At 28.9% G+C, this 15,671-nt stretch carries 15 protein-coding genes and 1 riboswitch; of the genes, 2 read left to right on the top strand and 13 right to left on the bottom strand.

The genetic code is table 11. The features are described 5' to 3' along the window. The 9 genes from RSF37_RS13590 to RSF37_RS13550 form a co-directional block, all read right to left on the bottom strand. Positions 1 to 491 (bottom strand): cation-transporting P-type ATPase (locus RSF37_RS13590; protein ID WP_332564926.1); only part of this gene is annotated, 491 nt, incomplete at its 3' end. A 336-nt stretch (positions 492 to 827) separates the two neighbouring features. Then, positions 828 to 987, bottom strand: a riboswitch (M-box (ykoK) riboswitch). Between the two features lie 93 nt (positions 988 to 1,080). Further along, complete coding sequence (gene phnW, locus RSF37_RS13585; RefSeq protein ID WP_332564925.1) at positions 1,081 to 2,181, bottom strand: 2-aminoethylphosphonate--pyruvate transaminase; 1,101 nt, start codon at positions 2,179 to 2,181, stop codon at positions 1,081 to 1,083. A 16-nt stretch (positions 2,182 to 2,197) separates the two neighbouring features. After that, positions 2,198 to 3,016, bottom strand: coding sequence for a phosphonoacetaldehyde hydrolase (gene phnX, locus RSF37_RS13580; RefSeq protein ID WP_332564924.1), 819 nt, complete (start codon positions 3,014 to 3,016; stop codon positions 2,198 to 2,200). 12 nt (positions 3,017 to 3,028) lie between these two features. Beyond that, entirely contained in the window at positions 3,029 to 4,720 is a 1,692-nt protein-coding gene (locus RSF37_RS13575) for a putative 2-aminoethylphosphonate ABC transporter permease subunit (RefSeq protein ID WP_332564923.1), read from the bottom strand. 3 nt (positions 4,721 to 4,723) lie between these two features. Next, positions 4,724 to 5,704: an ABC transporter ATP-binding protein gene (locus tag RSF37_RS13570; RefSeq protein ID WP_332564922.1), complete on the bottom strand. Its 981-nt coding sequence runs from the start codon at positions 5,702 to 5,704 to the stop codon at positions 4,724 to 4,726. A gap of 18 nt (positions 5,705 to 5,722) precedes the next feature. Further along, entirely contained in the window at positions 5,723 to 6,751 is a 1,029-nt protein-coding gene (locus RSF37_RS13565; protein WP_332564921.1) for a putative 2-aminoethylphosphonate ABC transporter substrate-binding protein, read from the bottom strand. Positions 6,752 to 6,958: 207 nt separating this feature from the next. Then, a complete protein-coding gene (gloA, locus tag RSF37_RS13560) occupies positions 6,959 to 7,339 on the bottom strand; it encodes a lactoylglutathione lyase (protein WP_332564920.1) in 381 nt (126 codons plus the stop codon). A gap of 98 nt (positions 7,340 to 7,437) precedes the next feature. Then, positions 7,438 to 9,210 carry an ABC transporter ATP-binding protein gene (locus RSF37_RS13555; RefSeq protein WP_332564919.1) on the bottom strand — a complete coding sequence of 591 codons (1,773 nt, stop codon included), beginning with the start codon at positions 9,208 to 9,210 and terminating at the stop codon, positions 7,438 to 7,440. Between the two features lie 2 nt (positions 9,211 to 9,212). Continuing rightward, the gene (locus RSF37_RS13550) at positions 9,213 to 10,955 is read right to left on the bottom strand and encodes an ABC transporter ATP-binding protein (RefSeq protein ID WP_332564918.1); all 1,743 of its coding nucleotides are present in this window, start codon (positions 10,953 to 10,955) and stop codon (positions 9,213 to 9,215) included. Between the two features lie 130 nt (positions 10,956 to 11,085). Here RSF37_RS13550 and RSF37_RS13545 point away from each other — a divergent pair, with 130 nt between their 5' ends. Next, positions 11,086 to 11,940 carry an AraC family transcriptional regulator gene (locus tag RSF37_RS13545; protein WP_332564917.1) on the top strand — a complete coding sequence of 285 codons (855 nt, stop codon included), beginning with the start codon at positions 11,086 to 11,088 and terminating at the stop codon, positions 11,938 to 11,940. Between the two features lie 3 nt (positions 11,941 to 11,943). Here RSF37_RS13545 and RSF37_RS13540 read toward each other — a convergent pair whose 3' ends face one another. Continuing rightward, on the bottom strand, positions 11,944 to 12,228 hold the full coding sequence (locus RSF37_RS13540; RefSeq protein WP_332564916.1) for a hypothetical protein: 285 nt from the start codon (positions 12,226 to 12,228) through the stop codon (positions 11,944 to 11,946). A gap of 106 nt (positions 12,229 to 12,334) precedes the next feature. Then, positions 12,335 to 12,682, bottom strand: coding sequence for a winged helix-turn-helix transcriptional regulator (locus RSF37_RS13535; RefSeq protein ID WP_332564915.1), 348 nt, complete (start codon positions 12,680 to 12,682; stop codon positions 12,335 to 12,337). A gap of 145 nt (positions 12,683 to 12,827) precedes the next feature. On the opposite strand from RSF37_RS13535, the gene RSF37_RS13530 reads away from it, so the two are divergent. Continuing rightward, positions 12,828 to 13,649 carry a nitroreductase family protein gene (locus RSF37_RS13530; RefSeq protein WP_332564914.1) on the top strand — a complete coding sequence of 274 codons (822 nt, stop codon included), beginning with the start codon at positions 12,828 to 12,830 and terminating at the stop codon, positions 13,647 to 13,649. A gap of 51 nt (positions 13,650 to 13,700) precedes the next feature. On the opposite strand, the gene RSF37_RS13525 is transcribed toward RSF37_RS13530, so the two are convergent. Then, complete coding sequence (locus RSF37_RS13525) at positions 13,701 to 14,564, bottom strand: ABC transporter ATP-binding protein (protein ID WP_332564913.1); 864 nt, start codon at positions 14,562 to 14,564, stop codon at positions 13,701 to 13,703. Beyond that, a partial coding sequence (locus RSF37_RS13520; RefSeq protein WP_332564912.1) for a hypothetical protein occupies positions 14,548 to 15,671 on the bottom strand: 1,124 nt, incomplete at its 5' end. The genes RSF37_RS13520 and RSF37_RS13525, both read right to left, overlap by 17 nt.

The following is a 15,671-nucleotide window of genomic DNA, read 5'->3' as shown; positions in this document are numbered from 1 at the left end:
CCAACCACCACTTCGCTCAATGCAATTTCAATTTTTCCGTCCGGTTCTCTTTGTACGGCGGTGGTTGTTTTTACCATCGCACTGAGTTTTTCAGCGGATTTGTTGGAGCGCGTTTCCTGTACAAAACGCAAAGTTCCGCTGACAATTACCATGGTCATGACGATGATGACGGAGGTGAAATCCCGATCAGCCGGTGCCGCAATCACCACATCGGTCACAGTGGAAATCAGCGCCAATACAAACAGCACCGCTGTAAACGGATTGACAAACGCACAGAGCAAGCGCTTAAAAAGAGAGTCGCTTTTTTGGTGTGTAATCTGATTTTTGCCATATCGTGCGCGCATCATCTCCACCCTGTTTTCATGGTAGCCGCCCCACGATGTTTCATATGCCGCGAGTAGTTTTTCGCCGTCCATCGCGGCTGCGTCCATCAGTCTTTTGCTTGGTGCGGCAATGTTTGCCGCAGTGTTTTGAATCATATTTTTCTTCATAATCTTATCCTCCAATTTTCTCTGACCATGTTGTCAGCTGTTTGCAATGGAAGTAAGACATAAATGCAGGACAGAAGATTGCCCGTTTTGTTGAATTTATTTTTCAGGCAGAAGAATAAAACACAGATTTTCTGCGTGCTTTTGGTTCTTCGGTTTACTTCGCCCGTCAGGATTTATGCCGCTACTACTTCCTGCGTCCATTCTTCTCGCCTCCCTGTTTTTTAAAATTTGATGCTGAAATTGAATACGGCAGAAAACAAAAAATCCCTCGTCAAAGCATAAACAATGACGAGGGATGATGAAATCCGCGCAAATATAAAACGCAATCAAAAATTGCAATCTTATCACCGTTCAAGCTTTAGCTTCGCAGGGCAATGAAATTGCATTATTCTATGCCTTGTTGTCGACATAAACTGTTAAACCTTCTCATAGTGTCTCCACTATTTCGCGGCAGCAATCCGTATCCCTGCGGTAGCCTCACCTACCGAGAATATTCAATTTTAAAATGAATTATCATTTCAATGCAATCATACTTCATTAAAAGTTATTTGTCAACACTCTTTATTCTATTCACATTAGTCTAATTTCGTTACAATAAATTACTAATACATGATACAAGTCTTTCTATATCATCCTTATGAACATCTCCTATAGTACCAATCCTAAAGGTTTCTATTTCTGTAAGTTTACCAGGATAAATTACAAAACCATCTTTTTTTAATTCATTATATAATTTTTTAAATGAAAATTTTTCATCTTCTGGATTTATAAAAGTTGTTATTATAGGTGATTGATATTTCCTATCTATTAATGCATCTATTCCAATACTTTTTAATCCTTCTACTAAAGTTGTTTGGTTCTCACTATATCTTTCATTTCTTACCTGTACTCCACCTTCTTCTTTAAGCTCCATTAAAGCTTTATGAAATGCTCTAACTACATGAGTTGGTGACGTAAATCTCCACTTCCCATTTCCCTTTTCCATAGCTATCCATTGATCATAAATATCAAGAGATAGACTTCTAGATTTACCATTACATTTCTTTAAAGATTCTTTATTACATATAATAAATCCAAAGCCAGGAACCCCTTGTATACACTTATTTGCAGAACTTATAAGAAAATCTATATTTAATTTTTTCACGTCTATATCAATTGCTCCCATACTACTCATAGCATCAACAATCATAGTTTTATTGTACTTATTTGCTAAATTACATACACCTTCAATATCATTTAATATTCCTGTTGTTGTCTCTAAGTGAATCATTGCAATATGAGTTATATCACTATGTTCTTTTAACTTATTTTCAATTTCATTAATATCAATTTGAGCATCCTCTTTAAATCTTAAAACAACATGATTCATTCTACTAGCTCTTGCAATATCTGATATTCTATCTCCATATGCTCCATTTGATATTATAAGTAATTTATCATCATCGCCAACTGATGATGTTAAGGCACCTTCAACAGAATATGTTCCACTTCCTTGAAGTAATACAGCCGTATAATTTTCAATATCATCTGTAACTAATTTAACTAATTCATTCCTTATACTTTGTGTTAAAGAATTATAATCATCATCCCATGTACACATATCTTTTAGTAACGCTTCCCTTACACCTTTAGTTGTAGTTAAAGGGCCTGGTGTTAATAATATATAATCATTTTTAAATATATTTTCCATAGTAATTCTCCCCCACTTATCTCTTTGGATATTCTCCATTTTCTATTCTTTCATCAATTTCTTTTAATACATTAATAACATCTTTTAATGACTCAACTATATAATCTGGTCTTACTTTTTCAAATGATTGTTTAGCTTTATTAATCTTATCTTCTTGAATATTTAATGGCAGAGTTTCAACTTCTTCTAAACTCATTCCAACTTCACTTCCACCTTTTAAAATAGCAACTGTCCAGGTTCCAGCATTTTTCCCTTCTAGGATATCTGAAATAGTATCTCCTATTTTTACTACATTGCATAATGGATACATTTTAAGTTCCATTGCATTTTTATATATCATATACGGATACGGTCTCGCCTCTTTTAACTCATCTGCTGCAACTATATAATCTGGTGCATATCCCATACTTTCAGCTTCAACTTTTACAATTTCCATCATATTTTTTGTATATCCTGAAGTGCTACCAACCTTTAATCCGTTAGTTCTTACAAAGTTAACAAGCTCTAAAGCTCCATCTATTGGCTCTGCATAATCTCTTAATATACTTAATAATTGTGGTTCAAAGTTACTATAAAGTTCAACAATATCTTCTTCGAATACTTCTCTTCCATAAAGTTCTCTAAACTGTTCCTTTACTATTTGCAACTTTGATAATTCTCTAATATGATCTATCTTTTTAAGTCCCATTGGACCTCTTGCCTCTTCATTTGAAATTGTAATTCCTTTATCTTTAAATACTTTCACAAATACATTAAGTGGCGCCATACATCCGTAATCTACCATTGTTCCTGCCCAATCAACTACTATTCCTTTTACATTTTTTAATTCTCTCATAATAAAACTCTCCTAACTATTTTGTACTTTATTTTCCCTAATTTTTCTTATTTGCTTTATTGTTACTTGATATATAATTCTAACTATTATATTTGTTGATATTATTAAAGTTGCTAGTGCTGCTGCACCTGCTGTATTGCCTGCATCATCAAGGTTTACAATTGATATTGTTGCAAGCATAAATTTTGGTGAATATAAGAAAACTACTGCCGATATTGTTACCATTGAATTAGTGAAATAATACATGAAATTCTCAAGCATTCCTTCTAATGACATTGGAAGCGTTACTTTTAATACTGTTTTATAAAAAGGTATATTTAATGTTGTTGCCGCCTCTTCAAAATTATTATTTAACTTCTTTAAATTACCTGTAATATTTATAAATGGTACAGAGTAGAAGTGAATTATATTTCCTATAACTACTATTGCAACTGTTCCATACAAAAAATTAAGTGGGTTATTTGGATTGTTGAAAAAAATTATATAACTAATTCCAATTACAAGCCCCGGTAATGATAAAGGTACTATAGATAATAAATATGAAAGATTTCTAAGCACTTTAAATTCCTTTACTTTTTCAATTAAATAACTGTTTACAAATGTTATTATCGTTCCTATCACTGCCGTTATTAAAGCTACTGTTACTGAATTTATATAACTTTTAAAGCCATCTCCACTTCCTGTATTAAGGTTAAAATGATCTAATGTTAAACTCATATCATATGGCCATATTTTTATAAATGCTGCTAAGAATACTACTATTATCATTGATAAAAATGCTAAAGCTATTATGCTATTAAAGATGAAAAATAAGCCGTCCCTAACCTTATTTTCTTTAATATTAAATAAGCTTGAACCATTATTTAATCCACAATTTTTTGTTTTACTATTTGTAACTCTGTCTATTACAAAAGATAATACTGCAGGTATTACTAATATCATTCCAACTGTTGCTCCCATTGGAATATTATTTTGACCTACAACTTGCTTATACACATCAGTTGCTAAAACATTGTAACTTCCACCAACTATTTTGGGGGCTCCAAAGTCTGTAAAACTTAATGTAAATGCTACAAAAACTGATGATATTAGTGAGTATTTTATTCCTGGAAGTGTTATATAAAAGAACTGTTTAATTTTACTTGTACCAAGGGTATCTGCAGCTTCATATAACTTGTTATCCGTACTTTTAAGTGCCATATAAAGAATTAAGAAACATTGTGGAAAAGCATATATAATCTCTGAAATTATTATTCCAAAAGGTCCATATAACTCGATGTCAATCCCCAAGTTCATCGTTACGAATCCTTTATTACCAAACATATATATTAATGCTATTCCATAAAGCATTGTTGGAGCAAATATCGGCAAAAGTGCTAAATAGTGATATGCTCCTTTAAATTTAATGTTTGTCCTTGTTATTCCATAAGCATATATAAATGCTAATATTACTGATATAACTGTACTTACTGAAGATACATACAAACTATTTTTTAAAGATATTCTAAATCCTAATGAGGTTAAATATTCAATTACATTTTTAAATCCAACATAATTTCCATTCTTATCTTCTGTCAATGTGAAGAAGAGCATTATAACCGGTATTAATACAAATGTTATTAAAAGTGTAACCATTATTATTATAAGTACCTTCTTTAATAACTCTTCTTTATCTCTCCTTCTTACTTCCATTAAGCCTTTCAAAAGTTACCCCACCTTTTCATTAAGTTTGTCATTGATAATTATGTGTAGTAGATCATTGTCTTTAATACTTAGTTCTCTGAATTCTTTAGAAGCTACATCAACTAATATTTTATTGTCATTATTCCCTAATGTTAGTCTGTAACTATTTCCTCTAAATTCTATATTCTTCACGTTATACGCAGTGTCATCTGATCTTCTAATTTTTGAGATTGTTATATCTTCCGGTCTTACCATAACTGAATCTCCATTTACATTTATAATGTTTGTAGTTCCTATAAAGTCTGCTACAAAGGCATTTACAGGGTTGTTATAAATTTCTTCTGGAGTCCCTATCTGCTCAACTGTTCCGTTATTCATAACAACTATCCTATCCCCCATAGATAAAGCTTCTTCTTGGTCATGTGTTACCATTATTGTTGTTATTTTAAGTTTCTTTTGAAGTTCTTTAATTTCATACCTTAACTTGCTTCTAACTTTTGCATCTAAAGCAGAAAGCGGTTCATCAAGAAGTAATATATCTGGTTTCATAGCAACAGCTCTTGCAAGAGCAACACGTTGCATCTGTCCTCCTGACATTTGTGATGGATATTTTTTAATTATTCCTTCAAGTTGAACTAACTTTACTGTTTCCTCTAATATCTCTTTAATCTCATTATCTTTAATCTTTTTATTTTTTAATCCAAATGTTATATTTTCTTCCCCTGTCATATTTGGAAACAATGCATATGATTGAAATACAATACCTATATTTCTTTCCTTTGGTGATAGTCCTGTTATATTATTTCCTTCTAAATCTAATGTTCCACTATTCTCTTTTTCAAGACCTGAAACTATTCTTAGAAGGCTTGTCTTTCCGCATCCACTAGGACCAAGCAAACATATGAATTCACCTTTTTTAATAGATAAGTTTATATCTTTTAATACATGAAACTTCCCAAAATATTTATTTATATTTTTTAAGTTTAAATATTGATTTTCTTCCACGGTACTTCCTCCAAAAAATTATTTCTTTTCTGATTTTGAATCGTATCTCTTACTCCATTCTTCTGTTACTTTATCCTTTGCTTTACCAACTTCATCAAAATTTACATCAATAAGTAACTCGTTAATATTTTTTGGATATTCTGCTGGAATTGCATTATCATTATCTACAGTTATTATTGGATAGTTTGTTTGGTATTCGCCCATAGCACCATCACTAATTGCCCAATCTAAAAACTCTTTAGATGCTTCTTTAATATTAGACTTCTTAACTAAAGCATTTGCTTCAACATCCCACATTACACCTTCTTCTGGGAATACTACGTCAACTGGTGCTCCTTTAGCTTTTTCTTTTACCCCTCTATAAATTATTGAAACTCCAACTGGGAACTCACCTTTTGAAGAGTTTACTGCTGGCTTTGAACCAGAATGAGTATACATTGCAATATTTTCATTTAACTTGTCTAAGTATTTCCACCCTTCTTCTTCACCCATTGTTTGAAGTATTCCAGATACTATTAAGAATCCTGTGCCTGATGATACTGGATTTGGCATTGTTATTAATCCTTTGTATTCAGGTTTTAATAAGTCTTTATAACTCTTAGGAGCTTCTATTCCTTTATTTTTAAGTTCTTCATTATTTACAATAAACCCAGCCTCTGAAACTTCCATTCCAACCCATTTTGGTGTTTCCTTTGAGTCTTTAAATTTCTTTGATACACGTTCAAGTCCTTTTGGGCTATATGGTTCTAATTGATCTTCTATCATAAATAAGTTACTTGCTCCAATTCCCCAAACTACATCAGCAACTGGATTGTCCTTCTCAGCTTTAAGCTTTGCAGTTATAACTCCTGTAGAATCTCTAACTATATTTACTTTTACATCTGGATGGTCTTTTTCATAATCACTTAAATATTGATTTATAATATCCTCTTCTAATGCTGTATAAACAGTAATTTCCTCTTTAGATTCAGCCTTAGTTCCACACCCAACCATTAATATTGATGCTGTCATTACAGCAGCTAATATACTTATCAATTTCTTTTTCATAACCTTACCCCACTTTTTATTTTATTTTTCTTTTTACAATTATTAGTTTATCTTCCTTTAGTTAACACAACATTGTACTAAGGTTAAATATATGTTCAATGTAATTTTTCTCAAAAAAATAAGCCCTAGACTTACATCTAGGGCTTTTTCTCCAAATTCTATATTAAATTCAAGTTAAAATTTTTCCTATTTTTAACATAAATCCATTTATAATCTTATAACTTCTACCATGTATCCATCTGGATCAGTTACAAAATAATATTTAGGAGGTTCTCCAGGTAGACCTTTTAAGTCTGTTACCTTATATCCTAAATCTTTATGCTTTTCTCTCATTTCCTCTAATTTTTCTACTCCTATTGCAGTGTGACTGAATCCATTTCCTATTTCATAAGGTTTTTCCACATCATAATTATAAGTAAGCTCTATTTCATAGCCACCAATTTCACTTGATAAATAAACTAATGTAAATTTATGCTCTTTAAAATCTTTTCTTCTTGTTTCAACAAGACCTAACGCATCTTTATAAAATTTCATTGATGCTTCTAAATCCTTAACTCTTATACAAGTGTGTAACATCTTTACTGACATAATTTATACCTCCCAAATTGAATAATCTTATTACTACTATATATTAAAAACATCCATTCTTTCAAGTACGCACTTTTTCGTAACTATACTTTATTTTATTAAACTACATCTTTAAATTGAGACTTATAAAGATCAAAGTATCTCCCTCTTTCACTCATAAGTTCATCATGACTTCCACACTCTAATATATTTTTATTTCCTATAAACATTATTTTATCTGAATTAACTATTGTTGATAGTCTGTGAGCTATTACAAAAGATGTTCTTCCCCTTAGTAATTGTTCTAATCCTTCTTGTAGAAGTAGCTCCGTCTCTGTGTCTATACTTGATGTAGCTTCATCTAATATAAGAATTTTAGGATTTAATAATAGAACTCTTGCAAAGGATATAAGCTGTCTCTGTCCTGCTGAAAGACTACTTCCTTGCTCATTTATTATTGTATTGTATCCATCTTCGAACTCTATAATGAAGTCATGTGCCTTAACTATCTTTGAAGCTTTAATTACTTCTTCATCAGTTGCATCTAATCTTCCATATCTTATATTATCAATTATTGTCCCTGAGAATATAAATGGATCTTGCATCATAACTCCAATTTCTCTTCTTAAAGATCTTCCTTTAACATCATTTACATTAACATTATCTATTAATACTTCCCCATCAGTTACTTTATAAAATCTTGATAAAAGATTTACTATTGTTGTCTTACCAGCTCCAGTTGGTCCAACTAATGCAATTTTTTCACCCATTTTTATATCCATATTTATATTTTCTAAGATAGGATGTCCCTCTTCATATTGGAAGTTAACATTATTAAATTTAACATCACCTTTTATTTCTCCTATATCAATTGCATCCACTTTATCTGTTTCTGGAACTTCATCCATAGCTTCAAATATACGCTCTAAATATGCCATAGCATTAATTAGAGTATTATAGAAATTTCCTATGTTTGTTATTGGAAACCAAAATATCCAAACGTATGATATAAAAGCTGTTAGTAATCCAAGAGATACACTTCCATCTAATAATATAATTCCAGTTATATATATTGCAGATACTGAAAGTATTGCAACAGTTTCAATTGCAGGCCACACTAAGAAGTTCAGTTTTACAGCTTTCATCCATGAATCACTACACTCTAAACATACTTCTTTATATACAGCCATATTTTCTTCTTTTCTTGCAAATGCTTGTGTTACCTTTATTCCATTAATACTTTCATGTACATATGCATTTAAATTTGATTGCTTTGCACTAACTCTTTGATGGGCCTTTCTTTGTGCGTTTTTAATAGAGAACATAACAATCATAAGCAAAGGAATACCGATTAGAGTAATTAAAGTTAGCTTTACATTTAAATAAAGCATAAATCCAACGGTTATAACTAATGTAACCATATCTGCAATAAGATTTACAAATCCATTTGATAAAATATCACTTAATGAATTAATGTAATTAACTACCCTTACTAATATTTTTCCGTGAGGTCTATTATCAAAATAATCAAAGGGAACGTTTTGAAGGTTTTTAAATAAATCATACCTTATATCAACTAATACTTTCTGACCAACTTCCCCCATAGCGAACATTCTATGCTTCATTATTATTGCAATTATTATAAATATAATTACATATAATATTGATGTTAAAAACAATCCTACTATATTATTATTTGGTATTAAATCATCAATTGCATTTTTTACTAATATAGGGCCAACTAATGAAATACAACTTGATATCATCATTAATAATATTGCTGATATTATTTTCTTCTTATAAGGAAGCATATATCCTCCAAGTCTTTTTAAATGATCCATATTAAATCCAGTTTCTAATGTCTCATCAACATCATATTTATTTCTGCCCATAATTACATTGCCTCCCTTCCCTTTTCAAAATCACCATATTGTGTTTTGAATATTTTCTTATAGTATCCATCATCTTTTATAAGATCATCATGAGTTCCTCTCTCTATTATTTCACCGTTATTAAGAACTAATATTAAATCTGCTTGTCTAACTGATGAAATTCTATGAGCTATTATAAAGGTTGTCCTCTTCTCATCCATGTTTTTAAGTTCTTTTTGTATCTTCTTTTCAGTCTCCATATCAACAGCTGAAGTTACATCATCTAGTATAAATACTGGAGATTTCTTTATTATTGCTCTTGCAAGAGATATTCTTTGCTTTTGACCTCCTGAAAGTCCAATTCCACGTTCTCCAACAACAGTGTCATATCCATCTTCTAACTTCTTAATAAAGCTATGAGCTTGTGATACTTTAGCTGTTTCTTTTATTTCATCAATAGATGCTTCTGGAACTCCATAGGATATATTATCTTTTACAGTATCTGAAAATAAGAATATATCTTGCATTGCTGTACCTATAGCCCCTCTTAAAGTATCTAAATCAATTTCTTTAATATTAACTCCATCTAAGTAAATATTTCCTTCTGTTGGATCATAAAATCTTGATAATAAATTTATTAAAGTAGATTTACCAGCACCAGTATGTCCAACTATTCCTACAGTTTCTCCACTCTTTATTTTAAAAGACATATTTTTTATAATATACTTTCCATCTAACTTAAAACTAACATTATCAAATGTTATATTTCCTTTTATCTTTTCAAGAGTTTTAACTTCTTCTTTATTTTTTATATCACTCTCAGTTTGTAATAGTTCTCTTATTTTAGCTGATGAAGCTATAAATCTTTGAGTATCATTAATTAAGTATCCACACATTCTCATTGGATTATTTAATGCCCAAAGTAAATTATTAAATATTACAAGTTCCCCAAGAGTTATGCTTCCGTTTATTACTAACAATCCACCTGCTAGTATCATAACAACATTTAAACTATTGGAAAAAAACTCAAGCTTTGGAATATATTTTTGAGTAACTCTTATTGTATCTAAATTTCTCTCTTTATAATTTAGATTCTCTTTAGTGAATTTTTCTATCTCGAAATTTTCTCTACTAAATGCTCTAACTACTCTATTTCCACTTATATTTTCTTGTACTACTGAGTTTAATGTAGAATATGCTTCTCTTACTTTATGAAATGTTGGTGATATATCTTGACTCATTTTATAAGTTAGATAAGCGATTATAGGACATACTAGAAGCATAAAGAATGTAAGTTTAAAGCTTACATATGTCATAGATACTATTGCAAATAAGAATATACTTATACTAGATAGAATGTTGTAGACTACCCATGCAACAAAATGCCTTATAGCATCGGTATCTCCTGTCATTCTAGCCATTATATCTCCTGTTTTGCATTTGTTATAGAACTTAAAATCTAAGTTAAGTAACTTACGATATAAATTTTCTCTTATTTCTAAAAGCACATCTTGTGATATTTTTTCAAATACCATTTGATATGCATAGCATATAGCTCCTTTAAAAACTACTATAAATATCATTAATAGTAATATTGGTATTAATAAATTAACCTCTTTCCCAACTATTACTTTATCTACTATTGTCCCTGATAAAAATGGATTTATCATGTTTATAAGCGATGTAAATAATACAAATAGTAATGCAATACAATATTTAATTTTATATTTCTTTAAGTACCCAAATATCCATTTTAAACTGCTCATATTTCTCGTCTCCTTTATTCTCTATTTCTAAGTATGATTATAAAGAATATATTGAAAATACAAATGGATTATATTAAACTTTAGATGGATATTATTATATAAAGAGTAATTATTTTTAAGGGGATTAAATATGTATAATTCGTACAACAATATTGATGACTATAACCCACAAATATTATTTGTAATCGATGGTAAATGTTCTTTTGACAGAGAAGTTCCTAAAACTGAGTACCACTGTCATGATGACTTTGTAGAGCTATCTTTTATTACTTCTGGAAGTGTTGATTATTTAATTGAAGGTAAGAAATTCACTTTAAAGAAGGGACAAGTCCTTATATCAAATCCTGGTATTTATCATATGGAACTTTTTAATGAGCAAACTAATTGCACTGAACTTCATATTGGTATAAGTAATGTATCTCCTAATAGTAAAAGTAATCGTATTGATATTAGAGATTCTAATATTCTTACTTTAAATAAGCATAAGGATGAGCTTTTATTATGTTGTTCTGAAATAGTAGATGAACAAAAGGGGTCAAAACCAAGTTATCCTTTTATGCTTAAAGCTTTAGTTATGAAATTGTTAGTTCTTTTAGATAGGGAGCTTAATGAAGAAAATTACGAAGTAGTAGAGCATGATATTTCATTTAAATCTCGTGAAAAGAAAGCACTTGTTGAAAATATAACTGAGTACTTATCTATAAATTATGTAAAGGATATATCTTTAGAAACTTTATCTAAAAATATGTATTTAAGCCCTGTTTATATATCAAAAATCTTTAAAGAAATTATGGGTGATTCACCGATAAATTATTTAATAAAAATAAGGCTATCTAAGGCTAAAGAGCTATTAAATGATTCTAGTATTCCAATTAAAACTGTTGCGAAAATGGTAGGTTATAATGATCCTTATTATTTTAGTAAGCTATTTAAAAAGTACTATGGAATCTCCCCAAATAAGTTTAAAGAAAAACAAAAGAATTAAGCTCTACAGCTTAATTCTTTTAATTTCTCTTAAGGATTTAAATAGCTTTATAAAGAATATAATTATAAATGCTATTATGATTGCAGCATCTATACACTCAGATATTCCTTCTATATTTTCATGAATTGATTTAAACATTACTCCAGTTAAATCTTCTAACGAATCATTTATTATAAGAACTCCAAACAATTTATACAATAATGATTTTTTCTCTTTTATAGCATATATTAATGTATAAATTCCACAAAATAGTATAATAGACTTCCATACAATCGAAACAATATCCATATACGACTTCCCCCTATGCAATATCTTTAATATAACATTACATGTTATATATGGATAAAATATGTATTTATTTAAACTTATTCTTAAACTTACAAAAACAAGTTAATTATTTCTTATTATTCTCAGACTTAACTTTATATCCCCAATCCTCTATTGCGTGAAGAACAGGACATAATGATTTACCAAGATCGGTTAATGTATATTCAACTCTTGGTGGAATTTCATTATATTGTTTTCTATTTACTAAATTATATTCTCCAAGTTCATTTAAAGAACGGGATAACATAATGCTTGATATTCCATCTAAACTCTTTTGCAATTGATTAAATCTTATTGTTTTGCAACGTGAAATCTCCCACATAATTTTCAGTTTCCACTTACCATTTAATATATCTAATGCATATTTAATTGATTCTTCTCTCTGCTTATAATTTATTATAATATCCTTAGGCATAAGTAAACCTCCATTACTAACTTTTTTGTTACCTACTAAACAAACTTTCAGTACTTGTTTTATATTTAGTTAGTACTATAATACCATATATACAAACGAAAATTTCTCATTAATAATTTAACTAACAAGTAGGAGTGTGTAATTTATGATGATTGTTGATAAAAATAAATGTATTGGATGTGGACTTTGCGTTAAAGACTGCTTCCCAAATGATATAGAACTTGTGGATGGAAAAGCTCACATAAAAAATGAAACATGTATTAAATGTGGCCACTGTATAGCAGTTTGCCCTAAGAACGCTGTTTTTACAGATGAGTATAATATGGATGATGTTAAACCATACGATAAAGATACTTTTGATATAGACCCAGAAAACTTACTTAATTTCATTAAATTTAGAAGAACTATTAGAAGCTTCAAAAATAAAGATGTTGAAAATGAAAAACTGTTAAAGATTATAGAAGCTGGTAGATTTACTCAGACAGGAAGTAATAGTCAAAATGTTTCTTATGTTGTAGTTAAAGATAAAGTTTCAGAATTAAGAGATTTAGTATTAGAAACTCTTAAAAATATGGGAGAATTTATTTTAAATAGTAAAGAAGAGATGAATCCACTTTATAAGAGATACGCCAATGTATGGATTCAAATGTACAATGCTAATAAAGATTCAAATAGTAAAGATGATAAGTTATTCTTTAATGCACCATCTCTTATAATGGTTGTTTCAGATTCAGAAGTTAATGCATCTCTTGCAGCTTCAAATATGGAACTTATGACTGATGCATTAGGACTTGGAACATTCTTTAGTGGTTTCTTTGTAAGAGCTTCACAGGAAAACAAAGCTATTAAGGAATTACTTGGATTAAAGGAAACTGAAAATATAGTTAACTGTATGGTAATTGGTTATCCAAACGTTAAATTCCAAAGAACAGTTCCAAGAAAAGCTCCAGTTATAACTTGGAGATAGTCTAATTATTTCAGTTACTTAGTACAGTATTTTACTAAGTAACTGAATTTTTTAAAATGAATATAAATACAAATCTTCTAAATTAGCTTTCACCTTTTTAAAGTTTAAATCACTAGGTGGACTATTATTTATAATTCTTACAGAAAGCCCCTCGTTATCAGCTGAAATATTACTTACCTTATAATTACTTTGCACATCATTTAGAGTCTCTTCACTAATAATGCATTCAAATACTTTGCCATCCATAGTTTTAAGAAGGTCTAATTGGCTTCCTTTCATTACGATTTCACCTTCTTTTAGCAATATTATTTCCCTTGCTATATATTCAATATCCGATACTACATGCGTTGCAAGAATTATTATTTTATGAATTGATATTTCAGATATAAAGTTACGTATTCTTATTCTTTCCTTTGGATCTAACCCAGCAGTTGGCTCATCTAAAATTATTATTTTAGGATCATTTAATAAAGCTTGAGCTATAAGTATTCTTTGCTTCATTCCACCAGAAAAACTTTTAAGCTTCTTATGAGCTACATCCTTTAAGTTAACTAAATCCAATACATATTCTATTCTCTCCTTAGCAAATTTCTGTTTCATCCCCTTTAAAGCAGCCATATACCAAAGAAACCTAATTGCAGTAAAATCGTCATAAATACCTTGTTGCTGTGGAACATAACCAAGTATATTTCTAAAATCCTTACCAAGCTTTAATATATTAGTTCTATCTAAAGTTATAGTTCCACTATCAGCTTCAATATTATCAGTTAAAATATTCATTAAAGTAGATTTACCTGCACCATTTGCACCTAATAGACCATATACACCTTCTCTTAAAGTAATATTTATATTATTTAAAGCTTGCTTCTTTCCCCTATTATAGCTTTTACTTATATTCTCAATTTTTAATTCCATAATAAATCTCCTTAATGCTTTTATTATTTTTGTACTTTTCAAATGTTAGATAACTACATATTAAACATAAAACTATTAAAACAACGTAATATATTAAAGTTACTATTAAACCATTTTTATAAGATAATCTTTCAGTTAATATAAATATATTATTAAAGGAAATTAAATCTATAAAATTCACTGACATAAAATTAATTATTAATGGCACTACTATTATGCTTGTACTTATAATCATTGTAATAGAGTAACTTCTAACAAGTACTGATATAAATAGAACAACTGATCCAATAACTATTAATCCTATTAAATTTAATAATTCCTTTATAAAAATAAATTGAATAATACTAATTTCTAAAGGAAACTCATAAAAGGTAGGTATACTTTGTATAGATGCATTTAAGTTACTTAATCCATACAAATTGCTTATTTTACAATATTCAAATATAGTAAATAGTAAAAATATACTTACTATAACTATAAAGCTTATTATATATTTATAGAGTAATGCTCTATTACTGCCATACTTCGTGCATCCAATAATCTTTACTCCATTATTTTTAAAATCCATTGATAATACGTTGCTTAAACATATAATTAAAAGTATTGAAATAATAATTCCTTCAACTACATTTGATTTATCTTTATTAAAAATCTCATCGTATGAAATCATATCAATATAGCTACCACTTATTCCTTTTTCTTCTTTTAAACGAGTTAAATAATCATGTTGTCTTACTATATCTTCAAATATAATTTCTTTTGACTTTAAAATACTTAATTTATTTCTTTCATTATTTTTCTCTTTATCTGAAATTTCCATACTGTCTATTTTTTCGTATTCATTATACAAATCTTCAAATTTCTTTTTTTCATTATTAATAAAATCAGTCTTTTCTTCTGATGTTTCACCACTTAATTCACTTATATAATTTTTATAAATTATCTCATTTGTATTAAATAGTTTTTCATTACTTATTAAATTATTACCTAGTATAATTGCAGTTAAAATAAGTACTATATACACTTTGTTATATACAATTATTTTATATAGTTCTTGAAAGAATAGATTACTTAGCTCTTTTTCACGAAATTTATGGTGATTATTAT

It is taken from the genome of Clostridium sp., assembly GCF_036643715.1.
GTDB lineage: Bacteria > Bacillota > Clostridia > Clostridiales > Clostridiaceae > Clostridium.
This window is presented reverse-complemented; position numbering and strand designations above follow the sequence as displayed.

What these genes read in the sequence shown, in the direction of transcription:
- RSF37_RS13550 (WP_332564918.1), bottom strand. Translation starts at nt 10,955, where the DNA reads ATGAGCAGTTTAAAATGGATATTTGGGTACTTAAAGAAATATAAAATT.
- RSF37_RS13545 (WP_332564917.1), top strand. Translation starts at nt 11,086, where the DNA reads ATGTATAATTCGTACAACAATATTGATGACTATAACCCACAAATATTA.
- RSF37_RS13530 (WP_332564914.1), top strand. Translation starts at nt 12,828, where the DNA reads ATGATGATTGTTGATAAAAATAAATGTATTGGATGTGGACTTTGCGTT.
- RSF37_RS13525 (WP_332564913.1), bottom strand. Translation starts at nt 14,564, where the DNA reads ATGGAATTAAAAATTGAGAATATAAGTAAAAGCTATAATAGGGGAAAG.
- RSF37_RS13535 (WP_332564915.1), bottom strand. Translation starts at nt 12,682, where the DNA reads ATGCCTAAGGATATTATAATAAATTATAAGCAGAGAGAAGAATCAATT.
- RSF37_RS13540 (WP_332564916.1), bottom strand. Translation starts at nt 12,228, where the DNA reads ATGGATATTGTTTCGATTGTATGGAAGTCTATTATACTATTTTGTGGA.
- RSF37_RS13555 (WP_332564919.1), bottom strand. Translation starts at nt 9,210, where the DNA reads ATGGGCAGAAATAAATATGATGTTGATGAGACATTAGAAACTGGATTT.
- phnX (WP_332564924.1), bottom strand. Translation starts at nt 3,016, where the DNA reads ATGAGAGAATTAAAAAATGTAAAAGGAATAGTAGTTGATTGGGCAGGA.
- gloA (WP_332564920.1), bottom strand. Translation starts at nt 7,339, where the DNA reads ATGTCAGTAAAGATGTTACACACTTGTATAAGAGTTAAGGATTTAGAA.
- RSF37_RS13565 (WP_332564921.1), bottom strand. Translation starts at nt 6,751, where the DNA reads ATGAAAAAGAAATTGATAAGTATATTAGCTGCTGTAATGACAGCATCA.
- phnW (WP_332564925.1), bottom strand. Translation starts at nt 2,181, where the DNA reads ATGGAAAATATATTTAAAAATGATTATATATTATTAACACCAGGCCCT.